Here is a 22,964-nt window from a genome sequence, read left to right as displayed (position 1 = left end):
GGCCTCAGGGCAGCGCGAGTGATGGGTCAGTGCACAGGCGACCGGTGTCCAGAATGCCTGCGCCGAACGGAGTGGGATACCAGCCTGGCGGCTTGCGGCAGCTGGCTATGGCGGCCTGGCGGAATGCCTCCACGCGCGCGCCCGTCCTGCCGTATTTCGCCGCGATCTCGGGCCCCCATCGACACAGCCACAGGGCTGCGCTGCCGGTGGTGATCGCCGCCGCATAGGAGGTGCCGTCGCCCATGCCTTTGAATTGCGTGCCTATGCCCTGAGGCACCGGCTCGGGCCGGTAGAGGTTGGCCGCCGGGGCGCTGAAGTCAACCTCCGGACCGAAACTGCTGCCGTACCAAGGCAGGCTCTGCCAGGTGACACCCGCCACCGCGATGGTCTCGGGCAGGCGTGCGGGCGCCACCACCGGGTCCACATGGTTGCCCGCAGCACACACCACGATCACGCCTTGCGCGTGCGCATGGGCCACGGCCCGTTTCATGGCGGGCGACGCGACCGGCGGGAAGACCCCCAGACTGACGTTGATGACGTCCACCCCGACGACATCCACCAGATAGCGCAAGCCCTGCGCAAACTCGTTTTGCCGGTCGTTGATGGCCACCGAATCGGTGATGCGCACCACGGCATGCGGCACCTTGGGCGCGATCCCGCGAAAGGTGAAGCCGTCGTCCAGCACAGCATGCCCCGAGATCGTGCTGCCAACGCGGGTGCCATGACCTCTGAACAGCGCGGATGGCGACATCGGGTCCACGCCGTCGTCAGGCTGCACCAGATCAGGCGCATACCCTGGCGGCAGGTCGCTGTCCATGATGGTTCGGCACTGGTCGGTCAGCAGCCAGGTGCCGCCGGGCTGACCATGGCCCAGGGCCTTGTGCCGGGTGTAGCCGGTGTCGAGTTGGCCCACGCAGAGGGTGCCCCAATTGATCGTGTCGGGCCCGCCCAGCGCGGCCCAGGCCGGGGCCACGTTCACCGCCTGCAGGTGCCAGGCCCGGCCTCCAGCCAGATCGGGCACCGCGATCTCGATTTGCGGATCAAGGTCTTCCACGATGCGCTGCAGGTACAGCGTCTGGGCGGCGTCTTCCCTGATCCAGTCAATTCGGTTGGCACCCGCTTCGCGCAGCAACTGTTCAACCGGCACGGCCGGCTGGCGCGAGCGAATTTGCCGCAGCAGGTGAGGCCTCAGCAGCGCCTCGTGCACCCCAACCTGCAGCACCCCCACATCCATGCCCGGCCCGGCCAGTTGAACCAGTTGCTGGCGATAGTCCTCAAACGTGCCGTGGATGATGACGACTTTGGCGTAGTAAACGTGGCTCATGGAAGACCCCCGTGGATGGAGCTGGACACACAAAACATGGGAAATTCGATCACTCAGGCCAAGTATCCCACCGGGGGCGGGCAAGACGAGTTGAGTTTTTCGTCTTCTGGAAGCGGGGGTCTGTCGTTCCCCGCACAGAATGTGCCCTGCCGGCCGCGTTAAGCGGACAATCACTGCGGGTTGCTTGCTGAGAGCATTATTCGTCTCTGCGAAAAGCAAAGAACCGGCGCTACGCAAGACAGGGGCTGGCTTGTCGCAGAACGACGCGCCACGCGCCTGCGGACCGGGTGAAAAACGGGGCGTCAAATGGAGATGACAGCATGGAAAAGCTCTGGTTGAATCATTACCCGCGAGGGATTGCGGCCGAAGTGAATCTGCAGGAGTTCGCCTCGCTCAGGGAAGTACTGCGCAGCAGCTGCGAGCGCTTTGCCGACTTGCCCGCCTACAGCAACATGGGGGCGTCGATGAGCTATGCCGAACTCGACCAGCACAGCCGCGACTTTGCAGCCTACCTGCAGAACTCGCTGGGGCTGCACAAGGGCGACCGGGTGGCCATCATGATGCCGAACTTGCTGCAGTACCCGGTGGCGCTGTTTGGCGTGCTGCGAGCTGGCCTGGTGGTGGTGAATGTCAACCCGCAATACACAGCGGACGAATTGGAGCACCGCCTCAAGGACTCGGGCGCGGTGGCCATCGTGGTGCTGGAGAACTTCGCCCATACCCTGCAGCGAGTGCTGGACAGTGTGCCGCCGTTGAAGCTCAGCGTCATCACGACGGAGGTCGGTGACATGTTTCCGCTGGTGAAGGAGATAGTCACCAATGTGGTGGTGAAGTACGTCAAGAAAATGGTCCCGGATTGGAAGATCGCGCACGCCACTGAATTCAATGCGGCCTTGCGCGCGGGCCGTGAGCAGACGCTGGACCACATGCCACTGAATCACGACGACATCGCCTTTCTGCAGTACACCGGCGGCACCACCGGTGTGGCAAAGGGCACCGTGTTGACGCACGGCAATATGGTGGCGAATTTGCAGCAGCTCGCGGCGTGGATCGCGCACGACCTGCTGGACGGCAAGGAGGTGTTCGTCTGTCCCTTGCCGCTGTACCACATCTACGCGCTGAACTCGAGCCTCGTGTTCCTGAAGATCGGGGCGCACGCCGTCCTGATCACCAACCCGACGGAGATGCACGCCTTTATCCATGACCTCAAGCAGTACCCATTGACCGCGATCATTGGTGTCAATACGCTGTATCGCGCGCTGCTCGACGCGCCTGAATTTGCCGGAGTGAACACGCATAGCCTGAAGGTGGTAAATGCCGGTGGCATGGCGGTGCAGCGTGCGGTGGCTGAACGGTGGAAAGCGGCCACCGGCGTGCCGATTATCGAATCCTACGGCTTGACCGAGGCCTCGCCGGGCGCGATGTCCAACCCGCTGAACATTGAAGACTGGACTGGAACGATCGGCATGCCGCTCCCGTCGACCGATGGGACCATCCTTGACGACGACGGGCGCGAACTCCCGCTCGGCGAGGTCGGTGAGATCTGCATCCGGGGCCCGCAGGTCATGGTGGGCTACTGGAACCGCCCGGATGAAACCGCGAAGGCGTTTACCTCGGATGGCTGGCTGCGCACCGGTGACATGGGGTTCATGGATGAGCGCGGCTACTTCAAGATCACGGACCGCAAGAAGGACATGATCATCGTGTCCGGTTTCAAGGTCTTCCCGAACCAGATCGAGGATGTCGTGGCGCTGCATCCGGGCGTGGCCGAGGTTGCGGCCATCGGCGTGCCCGACGAGAAGTCCGGCGAGGTCGTCAAGATTATTGTGGTGAAGTACGATCCGGCGCTGACCGAACAGGCCCTGCGCGATCATTGCCGGCAGCACTTGACCGGTTACAAGGTGCCCAAGATCGTTGAGTTTTGGGACGGGCCCCTACCGAAGAACAACTTGGGCAAGATCCTGCGTCGGCAGTTGCGCGACGCGTCGGCGCCTTGAACATCGCAGGCGTATCTCATCACCCACGCCATTGATTTTACAGGCGGCGTTGTCGATCAATCGCGGTGACCACCTCGCGCTTGTCCATGCCGTACATGTCGGCAAACTCCTCGGGTGTCTTGCCGCTGCTCTCAAAAGCCCGCAGCAGGGCTTCCTGCCTGGCCAGTTTCTCGTCGCGCTCGGCGAACGCTTCTTCCAGCAGGGTGTTGGCTTGCGCATCGTTCGTCTGAACCCGTGCCAGGTAGTCCTGGCGTGACAGGCCCGATGCCTCAAACGCGGCCATCAGCTGCGCGCGCAACTTCGGCCGCAAGTCTTCTCTGGATCGATCCTGTCGACGGCGGAACAACTCCAGCAGGGCCAGGTAGACATGCTCCGGCGCCACGTCTTCCACCGCCACGCCCTGAAGATCGTGACGCTTGTTGCCTGCGGCAACGCTTTGCAGGTAACGCGTGGAACGCGTGTGCAGGCCCAGCGCCGCTTTGAGGCTGTCACGATCAAACTGGTCGGGGTGGCTGGCCAGCAGTTCCTGAAAAATTCCGAGCTTGAGTGGCAAAAACTCCGCGCCAAACAGGTGCGGATAGAGTTCAAACAGTTTTTCAAGAACGGGCTGGACAGACCGCGACCGGGCCGGTTTGCGGGCTTGATCGCTGGCTGGCGCGGGCTCACCGGCCTGGACAGGTGCTTCTGGGGTGGCAGAGGTCATGGAATTACTCGTTGAGTCAACCCGCGATTGTCAACCAATTGGGCAACTTGTCATCGCCGCGGTGGGCACGGGCTCCGACAACTGCCGCCGTGCTCTTTTAGGATAGTTAATAACTATTGATTAATTGTCTTAAATTATCTTGCTCTATTGATTTCAGGCCATTAAAGTTGCAAGGCATTCAAGCAGAAGGTCGACCTGATGTGCCGGTGTTGACAGAGTCGCCATCCCGCCGTCGATTGGCTGGCCACCCCGGCTATGAGCCATTGAGTTTCATCGTCGCTTTATCCAAGGAGAATCCCATGAGCACCAAACCCGTTTGCCCCGCATTGACCACTGCCGCTGGCGCACCGGTTCCTGACAACCAGAACGTCATCACCGCGGGCCCGCGTGGCCCCATGCTGCTGCAGGACGTGTGGCACCTTGAAAAGCTGGCCCACTTTGCCCGCGAAGTGATCCCTGAGCGTCGCATGCATGCCAAGGGCTCGGGCGCTTTCGGTACCTTCACGGTGACGCATGACATCACCAAGTACACCAAAGCCAAGATCTTTTCGGCCATCGGCAAGAAGACGGACCTGGCGATGCGCTTTTCCACCGTGGCCGGTGAGCGTGGCGCGGCCGACGCCGAGCGCGACATCCGCGGCTTTGCCATGAAGTTCTACACCGAAGAAGGCAACTGGGACCTGGTTGGCAACAACACCCCGGTCTTCTTCATGCGCGACCCGTTGAAGTTTCCCGACCTGAACCGCGCCGTCAAGCGCGACCCGCGCACCAACATGCGCAGTGCCGAAAACAACTGGGACTTCTGGACCCTGCTGCCGGAAGCGCTGCACCAGGTCACCATCGTCATGAGCGACCGCGGTTTGCCCAAGTCCTATCGCCACATGCACGGTTTCGGCAGCCATACCTTCAGCTTGCTCAACGCGCAGAACGAGCGTTTCTGGGTCAAGTTCCATCTGGTCACGCAGCAAGGCATCCAGAACCTGACCGACGCCGAAGCCGAGGCGCTGGTCGGCAAGGACCGCGAAAGCGGGCAGAACGATTTGCTCAACGCCATCGACAACAAGGACTTTCCGCGCTGGAAGCTGCAGATCCAGGTCATGCCCGAGAAGGACGCGGCCACCTACCACCTGAACCCTTTTGACCTGACCAAGGTCTGGCCGCACAAGGACTACCCGCTGATGGATGTGGGCGTGCTTGAACTCAACCGCAACGCCGAAAACTACTTCGCCGAAATCGAGCAGCTGGCCTTCAACCCGGCCAACGTGGTGCCAGGCATCAGCTTCTCGCCCGACAAGATGCTGCAATCGCGCCTGTTCAGCTATGGCGACGCCCAGCGCTACCGTCTGGGCGTGAACCATCACCAGATTCCGGTCAATGCGCCGAAATGCCCCTTCCACAGCTACCACCGCGATGGAAGCATGCGTGTCGACGACAACAAGGGTTCCGAGATTGGCTACGAGCCCAACAGCAAGGGTTCGTGGCAGGAGCAGCCCGACTTTGCCGAGCCGCCGCTGTCCATCGAAGGCGCTGCCGACCACTGGAACCACCGCGTGGACGAGGACTACTACTCGCAGCCGGGCAATCTGTTTCGTCTGATGACGCCGGCGCAGCAACAGGTGCTGTTTGAGAACACCGCCCGCTCGGTCGGTGGCGCGTCCAAAGCCATCCAGGAGCGCCACATCGCCAACTGCACCAAGGCTGACCCGGCCTACGGCGCCGGCGTGCGCAAGGCGCTCGGTCTGTAGTGCTGGTGCGGGGGCCGGTTGGCGCTTTAGATCGCCAGCGGGTCCACGTCCACCGCCCAGCGAATCAGGCCCTTGCCTTCGGGTTGCTGCCGGGTGGCGTGCAGCACGGCCTGCCAGGCGGTCAAGAAGCGCTGCAGCGCTGCCCGTGACGGGCTCTCGATCAGCATCTGGGCGCGCTCCACGTTAGCCACGCGCTGCATGCTCATCGGCACCGCCGGATACAGGGTGATGTGGGGCAGGATGTGTTCGGCCTCCATCATGTCCGCCGCGGCTGCACTGGCCGCCGTCAAAAAGCCCTGCGCCACTTCCTGCGTGCGCGCCTCTGCCCGCACCAATGCCTGAAAACTGAACGGTGGCATGGCGGCCTGCTCGCGTTCCTTGAGCTGCTCGGCTGCGAACGCGGGGTAGTCGTGGCGCTTCAGGGCTTCAAACAGCGGGTGTTTGGGGTGAAAGGTCTGGATCCACATCTCGCTTTGGCCGCTGATGTCGGCGTCGCGCCCGGCGCGGCCGGCCGCTTGCATCAGCAGGCTGAACAGGCGCTCCGGCGCCCGGAAGTCGCTCGAGAACAGCGCATTGTCGGGGCTGACGGCCGCCACCAGCGTGATGCGGCGAAAGTCGTGCCCCTTGGCAATCATCTGCGTGCCCACGAGCACGTCCACCTCGCCTGAATGCACCCGGGCTAGTTGCGCCTGGAGCTCGCCCTTGAGTTTGGTGGTGTCGGCGTCGATGCGGGCGATACGCACCGGTTCGCCTTCGGGCCATTGTTCCGACACCGAGTTGGGTCGCCGCACATGGGCCAGCAGTTCGGCCAGGTGTTCTTCGAGCCGCTCGGTGCCCCGGCCCAGCGGGGCGATGTCGGGGTTGCCGCAGGCGGGGCAGGCGCGCGGCACCCGCTCGGTGTAGCCGCAGTGGTGGCAGCGCAGGGTACGGTCGATCTTGTGAAACACCCGGTAGGCGCTGCAATGCGGGCACTCGCTCTTCCAGTCGCAGTCGGCGCAATGCAGCACCGGTGCGTAGCCGCGGCGGTTCAGAAACACCATGCTCTGTTCGCCGCGCGCCACCCGCTCTTCAATGGCCTTGAGCAGGGGCGGCGAAAACACGCATTTTTTGGGCTGGTGGTTCATGTCCACCCGGCGCACCAGGGGCAGGGCGGCGTTGGCGCCGATGCGGCTGGGCATTTCAATGCGGACGTAGCGGCCGCCCTCTCTGGCCGGGCGGCTGTGGTGCCAGCTTTCCAGTGACGGCGTGGCCGAGCCCAGCAGCACTTTGGCGCCTTCGAGGCGCCCCCGGTACACAGCCAGATCGCGCGCCGAGTAACGCGCACCCTCCTGCTGCTTGTAGCTGGGGTCGTGTTCTTCGTCCACGATGATCAGCTTCAGGTTCGGCATCGACGCAAACACCGCCATGCGCGTGCCCAGCACGATGCGGGCCAGGCCGCTGTGCGCCGCCAGCCAGCTTTTCAGGCGCTGCGCCGGCGTCATGCCGCTGTGCAGCGACACCACGGCGTTGTCGCCATACAGCGGGTTGAAGCGAGCCATGAAGCGGGCTTCCAGTTGGGGCGTGAGGTTGATCTCGGGCACCATCACCATCGCCTGAGCGCTGGGGTCGCGCGCCAGCAGTTGCTGCACGCTGTGCAGATAGACCTCGGTCTTGCCGCTGCCGGTGGCGCCAAACAGCAGGAACGGGCCGGCTTCAAGGTCAAATCGGGCGATAGCCCCCGCCTGCTCTGCGGTAAGCGCTACGGATTCGATAGCATTCGAGTGGTCGGGCAAGGCTGCGTCAGCAGTTTTGGCATGCTTTTTGAGCCGGCGGGCCAGTTGCAGTGTGTTCAGGTCACGCAACTGCGGGGGCAAGGCGGCCAGCGCCACTTCTCCAGCCGAGCGCTGGTAATAGCTGGCGGCAAAGGTGACCAGTTGCCGCCAGGCCGGCGTCAACGGCGCAATGCCGTCCAGGCTGCCGGCAATCGGGCGCAGTTTTTCCGGGTCGAGCAGGCTGGAGACCGGATCGCCCGCGGCGTCCCACACCACGCCCAGGATCTCGCGTTTGCCCAGCGGCACACGGACCAGGGTGCCGGCTGCAAGTGCCAGCTCACTTCGGTACGTCAGGGGTCCTGCCACCTGGCTATGGGCAGGGGTATGCACCAAGACTGGCAACCAGTGGGTCATGCCAGCGCCTGAGTTGCGGCTTTTAGTTGATGTGAACTTGCGAAAGTTCCTCTAAGTCCTTGATTCATAAACGATTTGAAGGTGATCCAGAGTTTCTGTGGATAACTTTGTTGATATCTTGTCTTCAGTGCCTTCGAGCCCTTGAAAATCAAGGCTTTCGTTGAATTGCCCACAAAAAAAGCAAAATTAAAAATCGTTATAAATCAAAGGCTTGCAACCGCTATTGGTTTCATAGCAGGGATGCTCCGAAACGGGGATGCCTGATGCACCGCAACAAAAATTTTGTGCATAAGTCAGTCCCCACCAACCAGAAACGGGCCCAAAAGATGCTAAGAGGCGCCGCGTCAAAAAAATCATGAGCGCATTTTTCGGGATTGCTCATGCACCGCTTGCACCAAAACCGCCACATGGTCGGGGGGTGTGTGCTGACTTATGCCATGGCCCAGATTGAAAATATGCGTGGGCCCATGGCCCGCGCCGGTGTGCGGCGTACCAAAGCTGTTCAGCACTTTGGCCACCTCTGCCTCAATCTGTGCCGGATTGGCAAACAGGACGTTCGGGTCGATGTTGCCCTGCAGCGCCTTGCTTTCGCCCACCAGGACGCGTGCCTTGGCCAGGTTGACCGTCCAGTCCAGCCCCAGCACGTCGCAGTCCAGCGGGCGCATTTCCCGCAGCCACATGCCGCCGCCCTTGGTGAACACGATGCTGGGGATGCGCACGCCGTTGTGTTCTTTCTTCACCTGGGCCAGCACCCGCGCCGTGTAGGCCATGCTGAATTCCTGGAATGCGCCGTCGGCCAGCACACCGCCCCAGCTGTCAAAAATCATCACCGCCTGTGCGCCGGCTTCAATTTGCGCGTTGAGGTACAGCGCGACGGCGTCGGCGTTGACCTGCAGCATCTTGTGCATCAGGTCGGGGCGGCTGTACAGCATGGTCTTGACGAGGCGGTAGTCGTCCGATCCCGCGCCTTCCACCATGTAGCAGGCCAGCGTCCAGGGGCTGCCCGAGAACCCAATCAGCGGCACGCGGCCATTCAGCGCCTTGCGGATCGAGGTCACGGCGTCAAACACGTAACGCAGCTTGTCCATGTCCGGCACTTCGAGCTTGCCGACGGCGGCTTCGTCGCGCACCGGGTGGGCAAACTTCGGGCCTTCTCCCAGGGCAAAGCTCAGGCCCAGGCCCATGGCGTCGGGGACGGTGAGGATGTCGCTGAAAAGGATGGCTGCGTCGAGCGGGAAGCGCTCCAGCGGCTGCAGCGTGACTTCGGTGGCGTAGTCGGTGTTGGTGGCCAGGCCCATGAAGCTGCCGGCTTTGGCGCGCGTGGCCCGGTATTCAGGCAGATAGCGCCCGGCCTGGCGCATCAGCCAGACCGGGGTGTAGTCGGTGGCCTGGCGCAGGCAGGCGCGGATGAAGGTGTCGTTCTTGAGAGGCGCAAATGCGCTGGTGGGGGCCGGTGTATTCATGCCCCAATTGTCGCCGCAAGCGCAAGCGCGCTTATTGCGCAATCGCGTGTTCCACCTTCAGGCATTTGTCCTGCACCACCCGCAGACCGGCGGCTCGCGCAGCAGCGGCGGCTGCTGCATTTTCAATGCCGAGTTGCAGCCACAGCGCCGGGGCACCAATGGCGATGGCATCCGTTACCACCGGTGGCACATCTTCGGCGTTGCGGAACACATTCACCAGGTCAATCTTCTCGTGCTGCGCCGCCTCAGGGAGCGTGGCATAGACCCGCTCGCCCAGGATGGTCGCGCCGCTGGCGGCCGCCACCGGATTGACCGGAATGATGCGCCAGCCATGGGCCTGCATGTAGCGCGCCACGTCAAAACTGGCGCGGTGGGGCTTGGGGCTCAAGCCCACCACGGCGACGGTGCGGCAGGTTTTGAGAATATGGTGGATGTCGTCTTTTTCAGTCATGGGTTCATGATAAGGCGCCCATGCCCGGCGCACCACCCGCCCGCGCGCACCCGCCGGTTACAGGCTGGCCAATGCCGAGCGAAGCTCGTCCACGCTCAAGATCTCGGACAGCACCACCGGCACGCGTCCTGCCTGGTAAATCACATACACCGGCACACCGTTGCGGCCGAGCTGGCTCAGCGCGGTGGTGATGGCGGGGTCGCGTCGGGTCCAGTCGGCGCGCAGCAGGGTGACCCTCTTGGCGTCCATGTCGGCCAGCACACCGGCGTCGGCCAAGGTTTTCTTGTTGTACTGGCAGGTCACGCACCAGGCAGCGGTGAAGTCCACGAACACCGGCGTACCAGCGGCCAGCGCCTGATCGACCCGGCCCGGTGCCCAGGCCTGCCAGCGTTCACCGCTGGCCGCGGCGGCCGGGGTCTCCAGAGGTTTGATGACATTCTGGCCGATAGCCCCCGCCAACAGGGCGAAGATTGCTATTGAAAAAGCAGCAATTGGCAGCCGGGCGCGCCCCTTCAGCGTCAGGGACCAGACCACCAGGCTCAGGGCCACCAGCAGCGCCAGCAGCGCGCCGGCGCCGTCGATACCGCTTTGCTGGCCCAGCACCCACACCAGCCACACGACGGTGGCAAACATCGGGAACGCCATGGCGCGGCGGAAGGTGTCCATCCACGCGCCGGGGCGCGGCAGCCACCGTGCCACGGCCGGAATCAGGCTGGCGGCCAGGTAGGGCAGGGCCATGCCGACGCCGATCGCGGCAAAGATCAGCAAGGCCTGCAGCGCCGGCAGACCCAGCGCCAGGCCAAGAGAGGCCCCCATGAACGGGGCGGTGCACGGCGATGCCACGGCCACCGCCAGCACGCCCGACAAGAACGCATTGGCGGCCGGGTTCTTGGACTCCACCAGGAGCACGCGGCTGGGCAGGAACTGGCCGAACTCAAACAGCCCGGCCAGGTTCAGCCCCATCACCGTGAACAGCACGGCCAGGGCGGCCACCACGGCGGGCGACTGCAGCTGAAAGCCCCAGCCCAGTTGCTCGCCGGCGCTGCGCAGGGCCAGCATCAACGCACCCAGCGCCACGAAGGAAAGGACCACCCCCGCGGTGTAGGCCAGGCCGCTGACGCGGTGGCCGCGCCGGTCGTTTGCGTGCCGGGTGAAGCTCATCACCTTGATCGCCAGTATCGGGAACACGCAGGGCATCAGGTTGAGGATGAGGCCGCCGAGCAGGGCACCCGCCAGGGCGGCCCACAAGGCCAGCGGCACGGCCGGATTGGCCGGGCCCGGGCTGGCGTTGGCCTTGAGGGCGGCCGCCAGCGCGGGCGAAACGCCGGCGGCAGCCGCCACCTGGGGCCAGTTGCCCACCACCCGGGCCTGGGTCACAAACCCCTGCCGTTGGCCATCGGCCTGCGTCACCAGCACCAGCGGCATCACCGCGGGGCTTTGGCTGCGCTGCTCTGACAGCGGCACCCTGGCCGTCCACAGCGCGCCCTGCCAGTCCTGCGTCCACTTGGCCGCAGTCTCGATCACCTCAGGCGTTTCCGGAAAGAACTCCAGCGTCTTGCCCTGCAGCGCCGCCGGCAGGCCGGCCACCGATACCTTGAGCGTGTTGCCATCAACCTCGACCTTGCTCTCGCCGCGCAGGGCCTGCGGCTGGGCCTTCAGGCTGGCATCAAAGGCGGCCGAGTTGAGCGCGGTCGAGCCCCGCACCGGCAAGCGCAGCGCGAACTCGCCTTCCTCGGGAATGCACTCCTTGCGGCACACCAGCCAGCTGGCCTTGAGTTTGATCTCCAGGTCGCTGTTGAGCAGCGAGGGCTTGAAGTCCGGCGTGATGGTGAGCGGCACCGGCAGCAGCACCGTGCCCTCGTAGCCGTAGTTGGCCAGGTTGCCAATCGGAATCTTCTTGGGCAGGGGCCAGGCAATGTCGCCCGCCGTCACCCCGGGCGGCAGCGTCCACTGCAGCGTGGTGGGCAGACCGGAGTCGCCCGCGTTTTTCCAGTAGGTGTGCCATTCGGGCTGATGCGTGAGCTGCAGACCCACCCACACCGTCTTGCCGGGGTCGGCGCCGTCTGGCGCATGCGCCAGCAGTTCGGCGCGCACCTGGTCCGTGGTGACCATAGAATTTGTGGCATTTTGAGCGCTAGCCCCCGTGGATATTGCGCAAGCAGCTATCAAAAACGTAGCAAAAAGCTGACGGGGAGAGAATTTGGAGAAAGTCATTGCAATGTCGGAGTGGGGCAAGAGGGCAAAGTTCCGGGGCTGCGGCCCGGTGTCAGTCATCGGCTGGCAAAAGGGAAGCTTGCGCAAACACCGCGGGCAGCTTTTTGGGCGCCCTGATGCGCAGCTGCTTGTTCACGTTTTCGCGGCCAAACACCACCTCGATGTCGCTCGCGGCAACGCCAAACAGCGGCGCCAGAAAACGCACCATGTGGTCGGTGGCCTTGCCGGCCACCGGGGCGGCGGTCACGCTGATCTTGAGTTGGGTGCCCTTGGGCTTGCCAATGGCGTCCTTGGCCGCGCTCGGTTTGCCCAGGATGTTGACCACCAGCACGTCACCCTCCCACACAAAGAAGGAATCGCCGGTGGCGTTTCTGACCTGGCCGCGGCTCATGCGCCAAAGCCCAGCACCACCCGCCGGGTGGTGGCCGACTTCTTTTCGATTTTGGTGACGATGACCGGGCCGATTTCCGCCGTGTTGGCCACATGCGTGCCGCCGCAGGGCTGCAAGTCGATCAGGTCGTCGGTGCCGATCCGGATGGTGCGAATTTGCCCGCTGCCGCGCGGCGGCTGCACCGACATGCTCTTCACCAGCGCCGGGTTGGCATCCAGTTCGGCGTCGGTGATCGTGCCCACAGCAATCGGCAGGGCGGCCGCCACGAGACGGGCAATGCCGGCGGTCAGCGCCTCCTTGTCCAGCGCGTCGGTCATGTTGAAGTCCAGCCGCGCGTAGTCGGGCGTGATGGAACAGCCATTCACCAGCTGCGGCACCAGATGGCACAGCAGGTGGGTGGTGGTGTGAAAGCGCATCAGGCGGTGACGCCGCGCCCAGTCGATGCGTGCCGTGACCATGTCGCCCACCGCCAGTTTGATCCCCGCTGCCTGCTCCTGATTCAATAGCTGGCTGAGCAATTCCGGCGCGGGCAAGTGGCATATTTCATCTGTGAAGCTGCCGTTTTCCGCCTTGCCCTTGCGGGTGTCGACAATGGCAATCTCGCTGCCGTCGGCCAGCACCAGCACGCCCGTGTCACCCGCCTGCCCGCCGCCTAACGGATAGAACACGGTGCGGTCCAGCACGATGCCCTGGGGTGTGATGGCGGTGACCGTGGCGGTGCATTCGGTCAGATAGGCGTCCGTGCGAAAGAGGTCTTGCGTCATGCTTTGATAATACCGGCATGCCTCACGCCCAACCCGCCGCGCCACACGCCGACCCCGCCATCGTCCTGTGCACCCTGAATGCCAAGTACATTCACGCCTCGCTCGGCTTGCGCTACCTGCTGGCCAACATGGGCGAACTGCGGGCCAGCACTGCGCTGTGCGAGTTCACCATTGCGCGCCAGCCGCAGGAGATCGTGGACGAGCTGCTGGCGGTGCTGGGTGAGCCGAAACCGGGCGCAGTGCAGATCGTCGGCTTTGGCGTGTACATATGGAATGTGACGCAGACCACCGAGGTGCTGCGCTTGCTGAAAGCTGCGCGGCCCAGTATCAAGGTGGTGCTGGGCGGTCCCGAGGTCAGCCATGAAGTGGATGAGCAAGACATCGTGCGCCTGGCTGACTTCGTCATCACCGGCTGGGGTGATGTGAGCTTTCCAAAACTCTGCCGCGCCCTGCTGCACGGGCCGCAGCCGCTGATGAAAGTCATCGCCGGCGAGCAGCCGCCGCTGGACCAGATTGCGCTGCCCTACGGCGAGTACACCGACGCCGATCTGGCGCACCGCCTGCTGTACGTCGAGGCCTCGCGCGGCTGCCCGTTCAAGTGCGAATTCTGTTTGAGTTCGCTGGACAAAACCGCCTGGGCGTTTGAGCTGGAGGCCTTCCTCGCTGCCATGCAGGTGTTGCACCAGCGCGGCGCGCGCAACTTCAAGTTCGTGGACCGCACCTTTAACCTGAAGATCGACGCCTCGGTGCGCATCCTGCAGTTCTTTCTCGATCGGCTGTCAGACGATCTGTTCGTGCATTTTGAGGTCATTCCCGACCAGTTGCCGGACCGCCTGAAAGTCATGATTGCGCAGTTTCCGCCGGGCGTGCTGCAGTTTGAGGTTGGCATCCAGAGCTTCAATGTGGAAGTGCAGCAGCGCATCTCGCGCAAGCAGGACAACGAGAAGACCGAGGCCAATTTGCGCTGGCTGGTCAACAACAGCCAGGCCCATTTGCATAGCGACCTGATCTTTGGCCTGCCCGGCGAAACGCTGGAGAGTTTTGCCGCCGGTTTTGACCGCCTGCACGCGCTGGGGCCACACGAAATCCAGCTCGGCATTTTGAAGCGCCTGCGCGGCACGCCGATTGCCCGCCACACGGTGACGTACGGCATGGTCTATGAGGCCGGCCCACCCTACACCGTGCTGCAGACCGGGGCGGTGGATGCGGCCACAATGCAGCGCTTCACCCGCTTCTCGCGCTATTGGGACCTGGTCGCCAATTCGGGGCGCTTCCAGCAGACGCTGGGCCTGCTGCTGGGTGAGGGCGCGCACGCGAACCTCGAATCCAGCGCGAAAACTGACGCAGCAGCGCCGTCACCCTTTCATGCGTTTCTCGGCTTTGCCGACTGGCTGTGGCAAACCAGCGGCAAGACCAGTGGCCTGTCGCCCGAGGCGCTGGTGGATGCGTTGTTTGACTACCTCGGCACCCGTGCTGGACTGCCGGCACCGGCCGTGCAAAAAACGCTGTTGGCCGACTATGTGGCCAGCGGCGCGCGCGCCAGCCCGCGGGCACTCCAGGGGCTTCTGCCCAGACGCGATGCGCCCGCGAAGACCGACGCCAAGTCGCTGGCGCAGCGCCAGGAGCGGCACCTGCTGGCCCAGCACGCCTCGCCCCATCCGCCATGATTCAAAATACCCGCTATGCAAAATTTACCTCCCTGCCCCGTTTGTACTCTCGAGAACACTTACCTGGATGGCGACAATTACGTCTGCCCCGACTGCGCCCATGAGTGGCCGGCACAGGCCGCCACTGACGACAGCGAAGAAGGGGGCGATGTCATCAAGGATGCCAACGGCAACCCGCTGGCCGATGGGGACTCGGTCATCCTGATCAAGGATTTGAAGGTCAAAGGCTCGTCCACCGTCCTCAAAAAAGGCACCAAGGTCAAGAGCATCAAGTTGACCTCGGGCGACCATGAAGTGGATTGCCGCATGGAGGCGGGCAGCTTCATGCTCAAGGCCTGCTTTCTGAAAAAAGCGTAAACCCGCCACATACTCCGCATCGCGGCCCCTCACTCCATCATCACGCGGCAGGATCAGACCATGACCACCCCATCCAGATACTGGGCCGATCTTTCCACGCAGGATTTTGCCCAGCGGATCGCCACCGGCCAGGCGGCGCAGACCATTGCCGTGTTGCCGGTCGCGGCGACTGAACAACATGGTCCGCATCTGCCACTGAGCGTGGACACGGTGCTGGTAGACGGTGTTGTGACCGCGGCGCTGCCACATCTGGCGCCCGACTTGAACGTGCTTTTTCTGCCGACGCAGGCCGTGGGACTGAGCCCGGAACATGCGCGCTTTCCCGGCACGCTCACGCTCAAATCCGAGACGATTCTGCGCCTGTGGACCGACCTGGGCGAATCCGTCGCAGCGGCCGGCATCCGCAAGTTGGTGCTGCTCAATTCGCATGGTGGCCAGGTCAGCGTGATGGACATGGTGGCGCGTGATCTGCGCGCGCGCCTCGACATGCTGGTCTACAGCGTCAGCTGGTTCAATCTGCCGCTGCACGACGCAAACGGGCAAGACGTCAATGCCTTGTTCAGCGCCGATGAGCACCGCTTTGGCATTCATGCGGGGGACGTGGAAACCTCGATGATGCTGGTATTGGACCCCGCGCATGTGGACATGGCGCATGCGCAAAACTTTGTCTCCAGTTCGCAGGAGCGTGCCAGCAAGTTTGATATTCTGGGCAACGGCAAGAGTGCCAAGCTCGGCTGGCAAATGCAGGACTACAACCCGGCCGGCGCGGTCGGCAACGCGGCCGGCGCCACGGCCGACAAAGGGCGTGCCGTGGTGGACGCCGCAGGGCGCAGCCTGGGCCAACTGCTGGCCGAGATTGACCGCTTGCCTCTGAGCACCCTGGTGGCCACGCCCGCTTCGCGTTAACCGTTCAGGCGCCCCTGCGGGCGCCGTTCTTAGCGTGCGCTGGCTGCCAGCCGCAGTGGTTTGCCCGCCGGCGCAAGCGCTGCCGGGGCGGCGGAACGCCCCAGTTTCATTTCCCGGCGCAGTGCCACTGCGTCTTGAACGCCGGCCACGGCATCATTTCGGTTCAGCCGGAACACGCGCATCGCATCGGCCACCCCGCGGGACTGCAGTTCCAGTTCTGTCGCCGAGTCGGAGAGATCGTGCACCAGCGTGGTGTTCTGCTGTGTCAGGCCCTCGATATGCGCCAGCGCTTCGTTGATCTGCCCGATGCCCGCGCTTTGCTCGGCAGTGGCCGTGTGAATTTCGGCAATCAGCGCGCTCACCTGACGTGCCGTGCCCACCGCCTCGTCCATCGTGATGCGGGCGCTGTCCGTCTGGCGTGTACCCGCCGCCACCTTGGCGGTCGAATCCTCGATGAGCTGCTTGATCTCCTTGGCCGCCCCTGCCGAGCGGCCCGCCAGACTGCGCACCTCACTGGCCACCACCGCAAAGCCGCGCCCCTGTTCCCCGGCGCGGGCCGCTTCCACGGCCGCGTTGAGGGCCAGAATGTTGGTCTGGAAGGCAATGCCCTCAATCACCTGGATGATCTCGCCGATGCGGCGGGAGGATTCATTGATCGCCTGCATGGTCTGCGTCACCGCCTGCACCGCCTCACCGCTGCGTTCCGTCACGTGCGCCGACTGCGCAGCGAGCTGCGCCGCCTGGCGCGCCGCATCGGCAGTCTGCCCCACATTGCCGGTGATCTGCTCCATCGACGCTGCCGACTCCTCCAGGCTGGCGGCCTGCGCCTCGGTGCGGGCTGACAAATCGTGGCTGCCGGCCGCAATATTCCCCGTCGCACCCCCCATGTGAACCACCTCGGTGCGGGCATCGCTGACCACAGAACGGATATTGACATTGAGCTGGTTAAGCGCCCGCTCCAGGCTGCCCATCACGCCGCCGTGCCGGGGCTCCAGGCCGGTGGTGAGGTCACAGGCCGCCATGCGATTGGCGAAATCCAGCAGGCGCTGCAGCGGCTGCGTCGTCAGGGCGCGCAGGCGCCAGGCGCCGAGCAGGCTCGCGGCCACCACCGCGGCCAGCGCACTGATCAGGGCCGTCGCTGACACAGGCGCTGACAGATCACCGGCGGCCAGCGCGCCGGCCACCAGGCCCACACCGCCCATCAGCACGGCCCATGTGGTGATCTGCGCGTTGAGACCTGGCTGCAGCGCACGGCCGATGCGCCCGCCCAGACTGTGTTTGTGCAGGGCGCCGTGGTGCAGACGGTGCACCAGTTCACCGGCCTGCTTCTCCGCACGCATCGTCGTGTACAAGGCCTCGGCCGCCTGAATCTGGTCCCGGCTGGGCTCGGTGCGCACTGACAGGTAGGCGACGGGCCGGTCGGCATCCATCACCGGCGTGACGTTGGCAACCACCCAGTAGTGGTCGCCGTCCTTGCGGCGATTCTTTACCAGCCCGGTCCAGGGCATGCCCTGCGCCAGCGTGTCCCACATGTCGCGAAACGCTTCCTCGGGCACATCGGGATGGCGCACCAGGTTGTGCGGCTGGCCCAGCAGTTCTTCCTTGGTGAACCCGCTGAGTTCGATAAAGACTTCGTTGCAGTGGGTGATGCGTCCCTTCAGGTCGGTGGTGGAAACCACAGTCTGGCCAGAGGGGAAGGGAAACTCATGTTGGGTAACAGGTAGATTGGTGCGCACAGTATGATTTTTTTGACCGGCGTGTGTCTCCGCTTGACGGAGGCGCCGGTATTCCAACGACGGATGAATTCGGCAGATCCGTTGCGTCCCAGCGTTTGCGCGCCGGTGACTGCCATGGAATATTCTGCTCAATTCGCTTTATTGATCTTGTTCAAGAATTTTAACAAAGCGCTTGTCAGGCCCGAGGCCCCGGGACAGGGCTCCACTCAGGCGTGGGTGATCCAGCTCGCATGGTCTGCGTGCTCCAGATGCGGCAGGGTGTTGAAGGTGATCAGGGTGTGGCGCTTTGGGTTGAAGGCGAACTCGGTGATGGCGCTGTTGCGGATGCGCATGTTGAGTTCGATCGTGGTCTCCGGCGTGGTGCCCAGCACGTGGCCAATAGCAGTGGCAATCGGCCCGCCGCTGGAGACGATCAGCACATTGCCTTCGAAATTCTGGCGAATGTGGTCCAGCGCGCTGGTGACCCCGTGCTGGAACTCGCGGTAGCTGGGCATGCCCTGAGGGCTGACCACGCCGTTCATCCACTGTGTCAGGCCGTCGCGCAGCAGGCGAAAGTGATGACGGTACAACTCGGGCGTGTCAGGCTTCTGGAGCTTGTGGGGGTGCACCGTCGCGATGACGGCCTCGCTGTCGAATTCGTTGAGGCCGGGCCAAAGAAGTGGTGCCCCCACGCTTGCCACTTCGTGTGCTGCGCTGCCCCCCGGGGGGGCTGTTTCCCCTTGGGGCGGTCCGGCGGTGAAGCCTGATTCCATGCCCTGGCGAATGCCGGCATAGGTTTGCAGCTGGCGGCGCAAGGTGCCGGTCATCACGGCATCGAAGCTCAGGCCTTTCTGGCGAAAGTATTCGCCCAGCCGCACGCTTTGCTGCTGGCCCAGCGGGCTCAGGTTGTCGTAGTCGGCGGCGCCAAATGAAGCCTGGCCATGGCGTACAAGATAAAGGGTTCCCATCTCGTGAATCTAAGCCAAATCGCAGCGTGGCCCTTGTCGCAGAAGCGACGGTAGCTATGAGGTTTGTAGCACTTTGGCGAGTGCCGCTGCATCCACGTTGCCGCCGCTCAGGGTGGTTCCGACCACCTGGCCCTGCAGTTGCTGGCGTTCCTGCATGGCGGCGGCGAAACTGGCCGCGCCGGCGCCTTCGGTCACGTTGTGGGTGTCGGTGTAGAGGTCGCGCATGGCCTGTGCCACCTCGGCATCGGTGACCTGCACGATGTGGTCGATGTGGGGGGCCAGGATGTCGAGTGCGGCCTGGTCGGCGACGCGGCAGGCCATGCCGTCGGCCAGTTGGGTGCTGACCGGGGCTTCCACCACGCGACCGGCTGCGAGTGAATCGGCGTAGGTGGTGGCATGGGCGCTCACCACGCCGACGATTTTGGCCTTGTGACCCAGTGCCAGCTTGGCCGCGATGGCCGCACAGGCGCCCGAACCCTGGCCGATGGGCACGTAGACCACATCGAGCTGCGGCACGGCCTTGAAAAGCTCCCACCAGTAGGTGCTCACGCCACTGAGCAAATCGGGGTGAAAGCTCGGCACCATGTGCAGGCCACGCTGCGCCGCCAGCGACAGGGCATGTTCCCGGCTTTCCTGGAAATCGGTGCCATGTTCGATCAGGGTCACGCCCAGCGCCCGCATGGCGGCATTCTTCTCAAGCGAGTTGCCGATCGGCACCACAATGCTGCATGGCACGCCGTGCGAGCGTGCCGCCCAGCCGATGCTCTGGCCGTGGTTGCCGCGCGTGGCGCTGATGACGCCGCCCGGCAGCGCGCCACGCTGTTTGAGCTGCTCGAAGTAGGTCAAGCCGCCCCGGATCTTGAACGCGCCTACCGGCGTGTGGTTCTCGTGCTTCACCCAGCAGTCGGTACCCAGGCGCTGGCTCAAAAGGGCCCAGCGGTATTGCGGTGTGGCCTGGAATTCGCGGTACACCACCTGCGCGGCGGCTTCGATCGCGGGCAGCGAGGGCAGTGTCATGTTCACAGGGTCACGCTGCCGTCGATACACGTCACCGAGTCGCCGCCGACCCAGACCTGACCGGTCGCGTCGCACGCAACATGCACCTGTCCGTTGCGGCCCAGGCAGGTGCCTTGCGTTGCCACGTAGCGGCTGGGGGCAAAACCGTCAGCGATCAGCCACTGGGCCAGACTGGCGTTGAAGCTGCCCGTCACCGGGTCTTCGTTGATGCCCACCGGTGCCGCGAAGGCGCGTACTTCAAGTTCGCTCGAGCCCAGCGAGGGCACCGCCGGTTCAATGGAACGTGGTCCAAAAGCACGCGCCTCCCGGTTTGATCGCGCTATCAAAGTAGTAGCGGGTTGCGCAGGTTCCATGCCGGCTACCCCTACTTTTTGCCCCAAATTCTTGAGCTCCAGGTGGTTGGGTGCCAGTTGCAGTACCGTCTGCGGGTTGTCCAGCAGCAGGCCCAGCCAAACCGGGCCGTTGTCCAGCAGCTGGGCGGCGACGATCTGATGGGCTTTGAGTCCCAGGGCGGCGGCAACCTTGGCGAGCAGGGCCGGGCTGGGGTTGCTGCGCTTGAGCGGGGGTGCCGCAAAGGCCAGACGTGTGCCGTCACGGCGAATCCTGACCAGACCGACCTGGCATTCCTGCACGATCTGATCTCCGGCTTTGGACGTGCCACCCGCCTCGATCCAGGCGTGGCAGCTGCCCAGGGTCGGATGACCGGCGAAAGGCAGCTCGGCGCCGGGGGTGAAGATGCGCACGCGGTAGTCGGCGCCGGCAGCGGCGCCTTGCGCGCTGGGCGGCAGCACAAATGTCGTCTCCGACAGATTGGTCCAGTGCGCAAAATGCTGCATGTCGAAGTCGCTCAGGCCGGTGCCATCCAGCACCACGGCCAGCGGGTTGCCGAGGTAGGGCTCGGCGGTGAAAACGTCGACCTGTTTGAAGGGGCGGGTTTTCATGGTGTCAAGGCTTTGATGGCCTGCTCGTCCAGCTCGGCGGCATACGCTTTGACGGCCCCCGCCAGCGCGGCCACGCCACGGTGGATTTCTTCCACGCTGGGAGTGACGAAGGACAGACGCAGGGTGCGCGGGTCACCGTGATCGGCATAAAACGGCGCGCCGGGGACGAAGGCCACGCCCTTGTCCACAGCATAAGGCAACAGGTCCACCGCGCTCATGCCCTCGGGCAGGCGGGCCCACAGGAACATGCCGCCCGCCGGCGTGTTCCAGGTGAGCGTCGCGTCCGGGTCGCCGGCTGGCATCTCGCGGGCCAGCGCTTCGAGCATGGCGTCGCGTTGCGATTTGTACAGCGTGCGGATGGTGGGCACGTGGCGGTCCAGAAAGCCGTCCTTCATGACCTCTGCAATCAGGCGCTGGTTGAAGCCGGGGCTGTGCAGGTCGGCGGCCTGCTTGGCTTGCAGCAGTTTGGGGTACACCGCTTTGGGTGCAACGATGAAGCCCAGCCGCAGGCCCGGCGCCAGCACTTTGGAGAACGAGCCCAGGTAAATGCAGCCGTCCGGATTGCGCGCCGTCAACGGTGCGGGGGGCGGCGTGTCAAACCACAGGTCGCCATACGGGTTGTCTTCAATGATGGGCAGGCCCAGGGCCGCGGCGCGGGTTGACAGTGCCGCACGGCGCGCCTCGCTCATGGTGCGCCCGGTCGGGTTCTGGAAGTTGGGCAGGGCGTAGAGAAAACGGGCATCTTTGGCCTTGGCGCTCAGGTCGGCGATGTCAATGCCCTCCTCGTCGTTGCGCACGCTGACGACCATGGGCTCCATTGGCGTGAAGGCCATGACGGCACCCAGGTAGGTGGGCGACTCCACCAGGATTTTGCTGCCGGCGTCCACCAGCACCTTGGCCACCAGATCCAGCCCCTGCTGTGAGCCGGTGGTGATCAGAACCTGTGCCGGGTCGACCTTCCATGGCAGCATGGCCGCGACCATTTCGCGCAAAGGGCCAAAGCCTTCACTCGCGGCATATTGCAGCGCGCCCTGCGGATCATCGCGCAAGACTTTGGCGCAGGCGGCTTCGAACTCGGCCACCGGAAAAGTCTTGGGCGAGGGCAGGCCGCCCGCAAAACTGATGATGCCGGGCTTCTCGGTGACCTTGAGGATCTCGCGGATCACGGAGGGGTTCATCTTGGCGGCGCGTCGGGCCAGCACCCAGGATGGATTCAGCGTTGCAGTCGTGTTCATGGTGTTGTTGCCTCTGGTATGAATTGTTTATCTGGCGGTGCTGACCGGCATTTTGCGGCCGATAAAGACGACCGCGATAACCGCCAGGCCAAAACCGGCGGTGACCGCGTCCAGCGATTCGCCCAGCAGGGGCACGGCAAACAGCATGGACAAGAAAGGTTGCATCAACTGCAGCTGGCTGACGCGCACGGTGCCACCCAGCGCCAGCCCCCGGTACCAGGCAAAGAAGCCCAGCCACATGGAGAACACGGCGACATAGGCAAAGGCCGCCCATGCTTCATTTTTGATAGCTGCTTGCGGCCATTCCATGAGGGCTAGCGGCAGATTGAACGGTAAAGAAAAGACCAGCGCCCAGCAGATGACGTAGTCGGGCCGCATGCGTTGCGAGAGTTGCGCCCCCACGCCGTAGCCGACCGCGGCGCAGGCCATGGCCAGCAAGAGCAGGGCGTCGGCCGGTGCCAGCGTCAGGCCGCCATGGCCGGAGCGCAGGACAGCAAATGCGACGACCAGGGCCGTTCCCAGGCCTGCGCAAATCCAGAATCCGATCGAGGGGCGCTGGCGGTGCAGCCAGGCACCCACCGCCGCGGTGGCCAGGGGCAGCACGCCGACAATCACGCTGGCGTGCACCGCCTCGACATGGCGCATGGCGATCGACGTGCACAACGGAAAACCGAACACCACGCCCAGCGCCACCAGCCCCAGGGGCAGCCAGTCGGCCCGGGGCGGCCAGGGGGCACGCGTGGCCAGCAGAAAGCCAGCCGACAGAATGGCCGCGATCACGGCACGGCCCACTGCAAGGAAGATGCCGGACATCTGCGGCGCATCCGGTGTGCCCACCGCCAGCCGCGTCATGGGCAGCGTCAGGGCAAAGATGGCGACACCCAGGGCGCCCAGCCAGAGCCCTTTGCGTATGTCTTGCGCGTGCGGCTTCATGGTGCTGG

Annotated in this window: 19 protein-coding genes; 5 read left to right on the top strand and 14 right to left on the bottom strand. The window is 64.2% G+C overall.

All coding sequences use genetic code 11. From position 1 onward, the window contains the following. Nucleotides 1-4: 4 nt before the first annotated feature. Nucleotides 5-1,324 (bottom strand): S8/S53 family peptidase, encoded by a 1,320-nt coding sequence (locus Q7T10_RS09320; RefSeq protein ID WP_304747621.1) that lies wholly within the window; start codon nucleotides 1,322-1,324, stop codon nucleotides 5-7. Between the two features lie 320 nt (nucleotides 1,325-1,644). On the opposite strand from Q7T10_RS09320, the gene Q7T10_RS09315 reads away from it, so the two are divergent. Further along, entirely contained in the window at nucleotides 1,645-3,321 is a 1,677-nt protein-coding gene (locus Q7T10_RS09315; protein ID WP_304747620.1) for an AMP-binding protein, read from the top strand. 37 nt (nucleotides 3,322-3,358) lie between these two features. Here the strand turns inward: Q7T10_RS09315 and Q7T10_RS09310 are convergent, their stop codons facing one another. Further along, nucleotides 3,359-4,024 (bottom strand): ProQ/FINO family protein, encoded by a 666-nt coding sequence (locus Q7T10_RS09310; RefSeq protein WP_304747619.1) that lies wholly within the window; start codon nucleotides 4,022-4,024, stop codon nucleotides 3,359-3,361. Between the two features lie 299 nt (nucleotides 4,025-4,323). On the opposite strand from Q7T10_RS09310, the gene Q7T10_RS09305 reads away from it, so the two are divergent. Further along, nucleotides 4,324-5,769: a catalase gene (locus Q7T10_RS09305; RefSeq protein WP_304747618.1), complete on the top strand. Its 1,446-nt coding sequence runs from the start codon at nucleotides 4,324-4,326 to the stop codon at nucleotides 5,767-5,769. Nucleotides 5,770-5,795: 26 nt separating this feature from the next. On the opposite strand, the gene priA is transcribed toward Q7T10_RS09305, so the two are convergent. The 6 genes from priA to Q7T10_RS09275 all read right to left on the bottom strand — a co-directional run bounded on the left by priA (nucleotide 5,796) and on the right by Q7T10_RS09275 (nucleotide 13,217). Next, complete coding sequence (gene priA, locus Q7T10_RS09300) at nucleotides 5,796-7,934, bottom strand: primosomal protein N' (RefSeq protein WP_304747617.1); 2,139 nt, start codon at nucleotides 7,932-7,934, stop codon at nucleotides 5,796-5,798. 353 nt (nucleotides 7,935-8,287) lie between these two features. Continuing rightward, nucleotides 8,288-9,397, bottom strand: a complete 1,110-nt coding sequence (gene hemE / locus Q7T10_RS09295; RefSeq protein WP_304747616.1) for a uroporphyrinogen decarboxylase — start codon at nucleotides 9,395-9,397, stop codon at nucleotides 8,288-8,290. A gap of 31 nt (nucleotides 9,398-9,428) precedes the next feature. Next, a complete protein-coding gene (locus Q7T10_RS09290) occupies nucleotides 9,429-9,848 on the bottom strand; it encodes a CoA-binding protein (RefSeq protein ID WP_304747615.1) in 420 nt (139 codons plus the stop codon). A 57-nt stretch (nucleotides 9,849-9,905) separates the two neighbouring features. After that, on the bottom strand, nucleotides 9,906-11,960 hold the full coding sequence (locus tag Q7T10_RS09285) for a protein-disulfide reductase DsbD (RefSeq protein ID WP_304747614.1): 2,055 nt from the start codon (nucleotides 11,958-11,960) through the stop codon (nucleotides 9,906-9,908). 154 nt (nucleotides 11,961-12,114) lie between these two features. Beyond that, nucleotides 12,115-12,453: a DUF167 family protein gene (locus tag Q7T10_RS09280; RefSeq protein WP_304747613.1), complete on the bottom strand. Its 339-nt coding sequence runs from the start codon at nucleotides 12,451-12,453 to the stop codon at nucleotides 12,115-12,117. Then, the gene (locus Q7T10_RS09275; protein ID WP_304747612.1) at nucleotides 12,450-13,217 is read right to left on the bottom strand and encodes an alanyl-tRNA editing protein; all 768 of its coding nucleotides are present in this window, start codon (nucleotides 13,215-13,217) and stop codon (nucleotides 12,450-12,452) included. The genes Q7T10_RS09280 and Q7T10_RS09275 overlap by 4 nt, the downstream gene beginning before the upstream one ends. 17 nt (nucleotides 13,218-13,234) lie before the next feature. Here Q7T10_RS09275 and Q7T10_RS09270 point away from each other — a divergent pair, with 17 nt between their 5' ends. The 3 genes from Q7T10_RS09270 to Q7T10_RS09260 are packed head-to-tail and all read left to right on the top strand — an operon-like array spanning nucleotide 13,235 to nucleotide 16,147. After that, the gene (locus tag Q7T10_RS09270) at nucleotides 13,235-14,884 is read left to right on the top strand and encodes a B12-binding domain-containing radical SAM protein (RefSeq protein ID WP_304747611.1); all 1,650 of its coding nucleotides are present in this window, start codon (nucleotides 13,235-13,237) and stop codon (nucleotides 14,882-14,884) included. 15 nt (nucleotides 14,885-14,899) lie between these two features. Further along, the gene (locus tag Q7T10_RS09265) at nucleotides 14,900-15,241 is read left to right on the top strand and encodes a zinc ribbon domain-containing protein YjdM (protein WP_304747610.1); all 342 of its coding nucleotides are present in this window, start codon (nucleotides 14,900-14,902) and stop codon (nucleotides 15,239-15,241) included. Nucleotides 15,242-15,301: 60 nt separating this feature from the next. Next, nucleotides 15,302-16,147: a creatininase family protein gene (locus tag Q7T10_RS09260; protein ID WP_304747609.1), complete on the top strand. Its 846-nt coding sequence runs from the start codon at nucleotides 15,302-15,304 to the stop codon at nucleotides 16,145-16,147. Nucleotides 16,148-16,176: 29 nt separating this feature from the next. On the opposite strand, the gene Q7T10_RS09255 is transcribed toward Q7T10_RS09260, so the two are convergent. The 6 genes from Q7T10_RS09255 to Q7T10_RS09230 form a co-directional block, all read right to left on the bottom strand. Next, the gene (locus Q7T10_RS09255; protein ID WP_304747608.1) at nucleotides 16,177-17,826 is read right to left on the bottom strand and encodes a PAS domain-containing methyl-accepting chemotaxis protein; all 1,650 of its coding nucleotides are present in this window, start codon (nucleotides 17,824-17,826) and stop codon (nucleotides 16,177-16,179) included. Nucleotides 17,827-18,089: 263 nt separating this feature from the next. Continuing rightward, nucleotides 18,090-18,830 (bottom strand): histidine phosphatase family protein, encoded by a 741-nt coding sequence (locus Q7T10_RS09250; protein WP_304747607.1) that lies wholly within the window; start codon nucleotides 18,828-18,830, stop codon nucleotides 18,090-18,092. A gap of 54 nt (nucleotides 18,831-18,884) precedes the next feature. Next, a complete protein-coding gene (locus Q7T10_RS09245) occupies nucleotides 18,885-19,847 on the bottom strand; it encodes a threonine dehydratase (protein ID WP_304747606.1) in 963 nt (320 codons plus the stop codon). A gap of 2 nt (nucleotides 19,848-19,849) precedes the next feature. Next, the gene (locus tag Q7T10_RS09240; RefSeq protein ID WP_304747605.1) at nucleotides 19,850-20,788 is read right to left on the bottom strand and encodes a PhzF family phenazine biosynthesis protein; all 939 of its coding nucleotides are present in this window, start codon (nucleotides 20,786-20,788) and stop codon (nucleotides 19,850-19,852) included. Next, complete coding sequence (locus Q7T10_RS09235) at nucleotides 20,785-22,023, bottom strand: PLP-dependent aminotransferase family protein (RefSeq protein WP_304747604.1); 1,239 nt, start codon at nucleotides 22,021-22,023, stop codon at nucleotides 20,785-20,787. Before Q7T10_RS09235 ends, Q7T10_RS09240 begins: the two co-directional genes overlap by 4 nt. Before the next feature lie 27 nt (nucleotides 22,024-22,050). After that, a complete protein-coding gene (locus Q7T10_RS09230) occupies nucleotides 22,051-22,956 on the bottom strand; it encodes a DMT family transporter (RefSeq protein ID WP_304747603.1) in 906 nt (301 codons plus the stop codon). Between the last annotated feature and the right edge of the window lie 8 nt (nucleotides 22,957-22,964).

The sequence above is a fragment of the Rhodoferax sp. genome (genome assembly GCF_030646845.1).
GTDB lineage: Bacteria > Pseudomonadota > Gammaproteobacteria > Burkholderiales > Burkholderiaceae_C > Rhodoferax.
The sequence above is the reverse complement of the archived record's forward strand: the minus strand, read 5'-3'. Positions and strand labels throughout refer to the sequence as shown.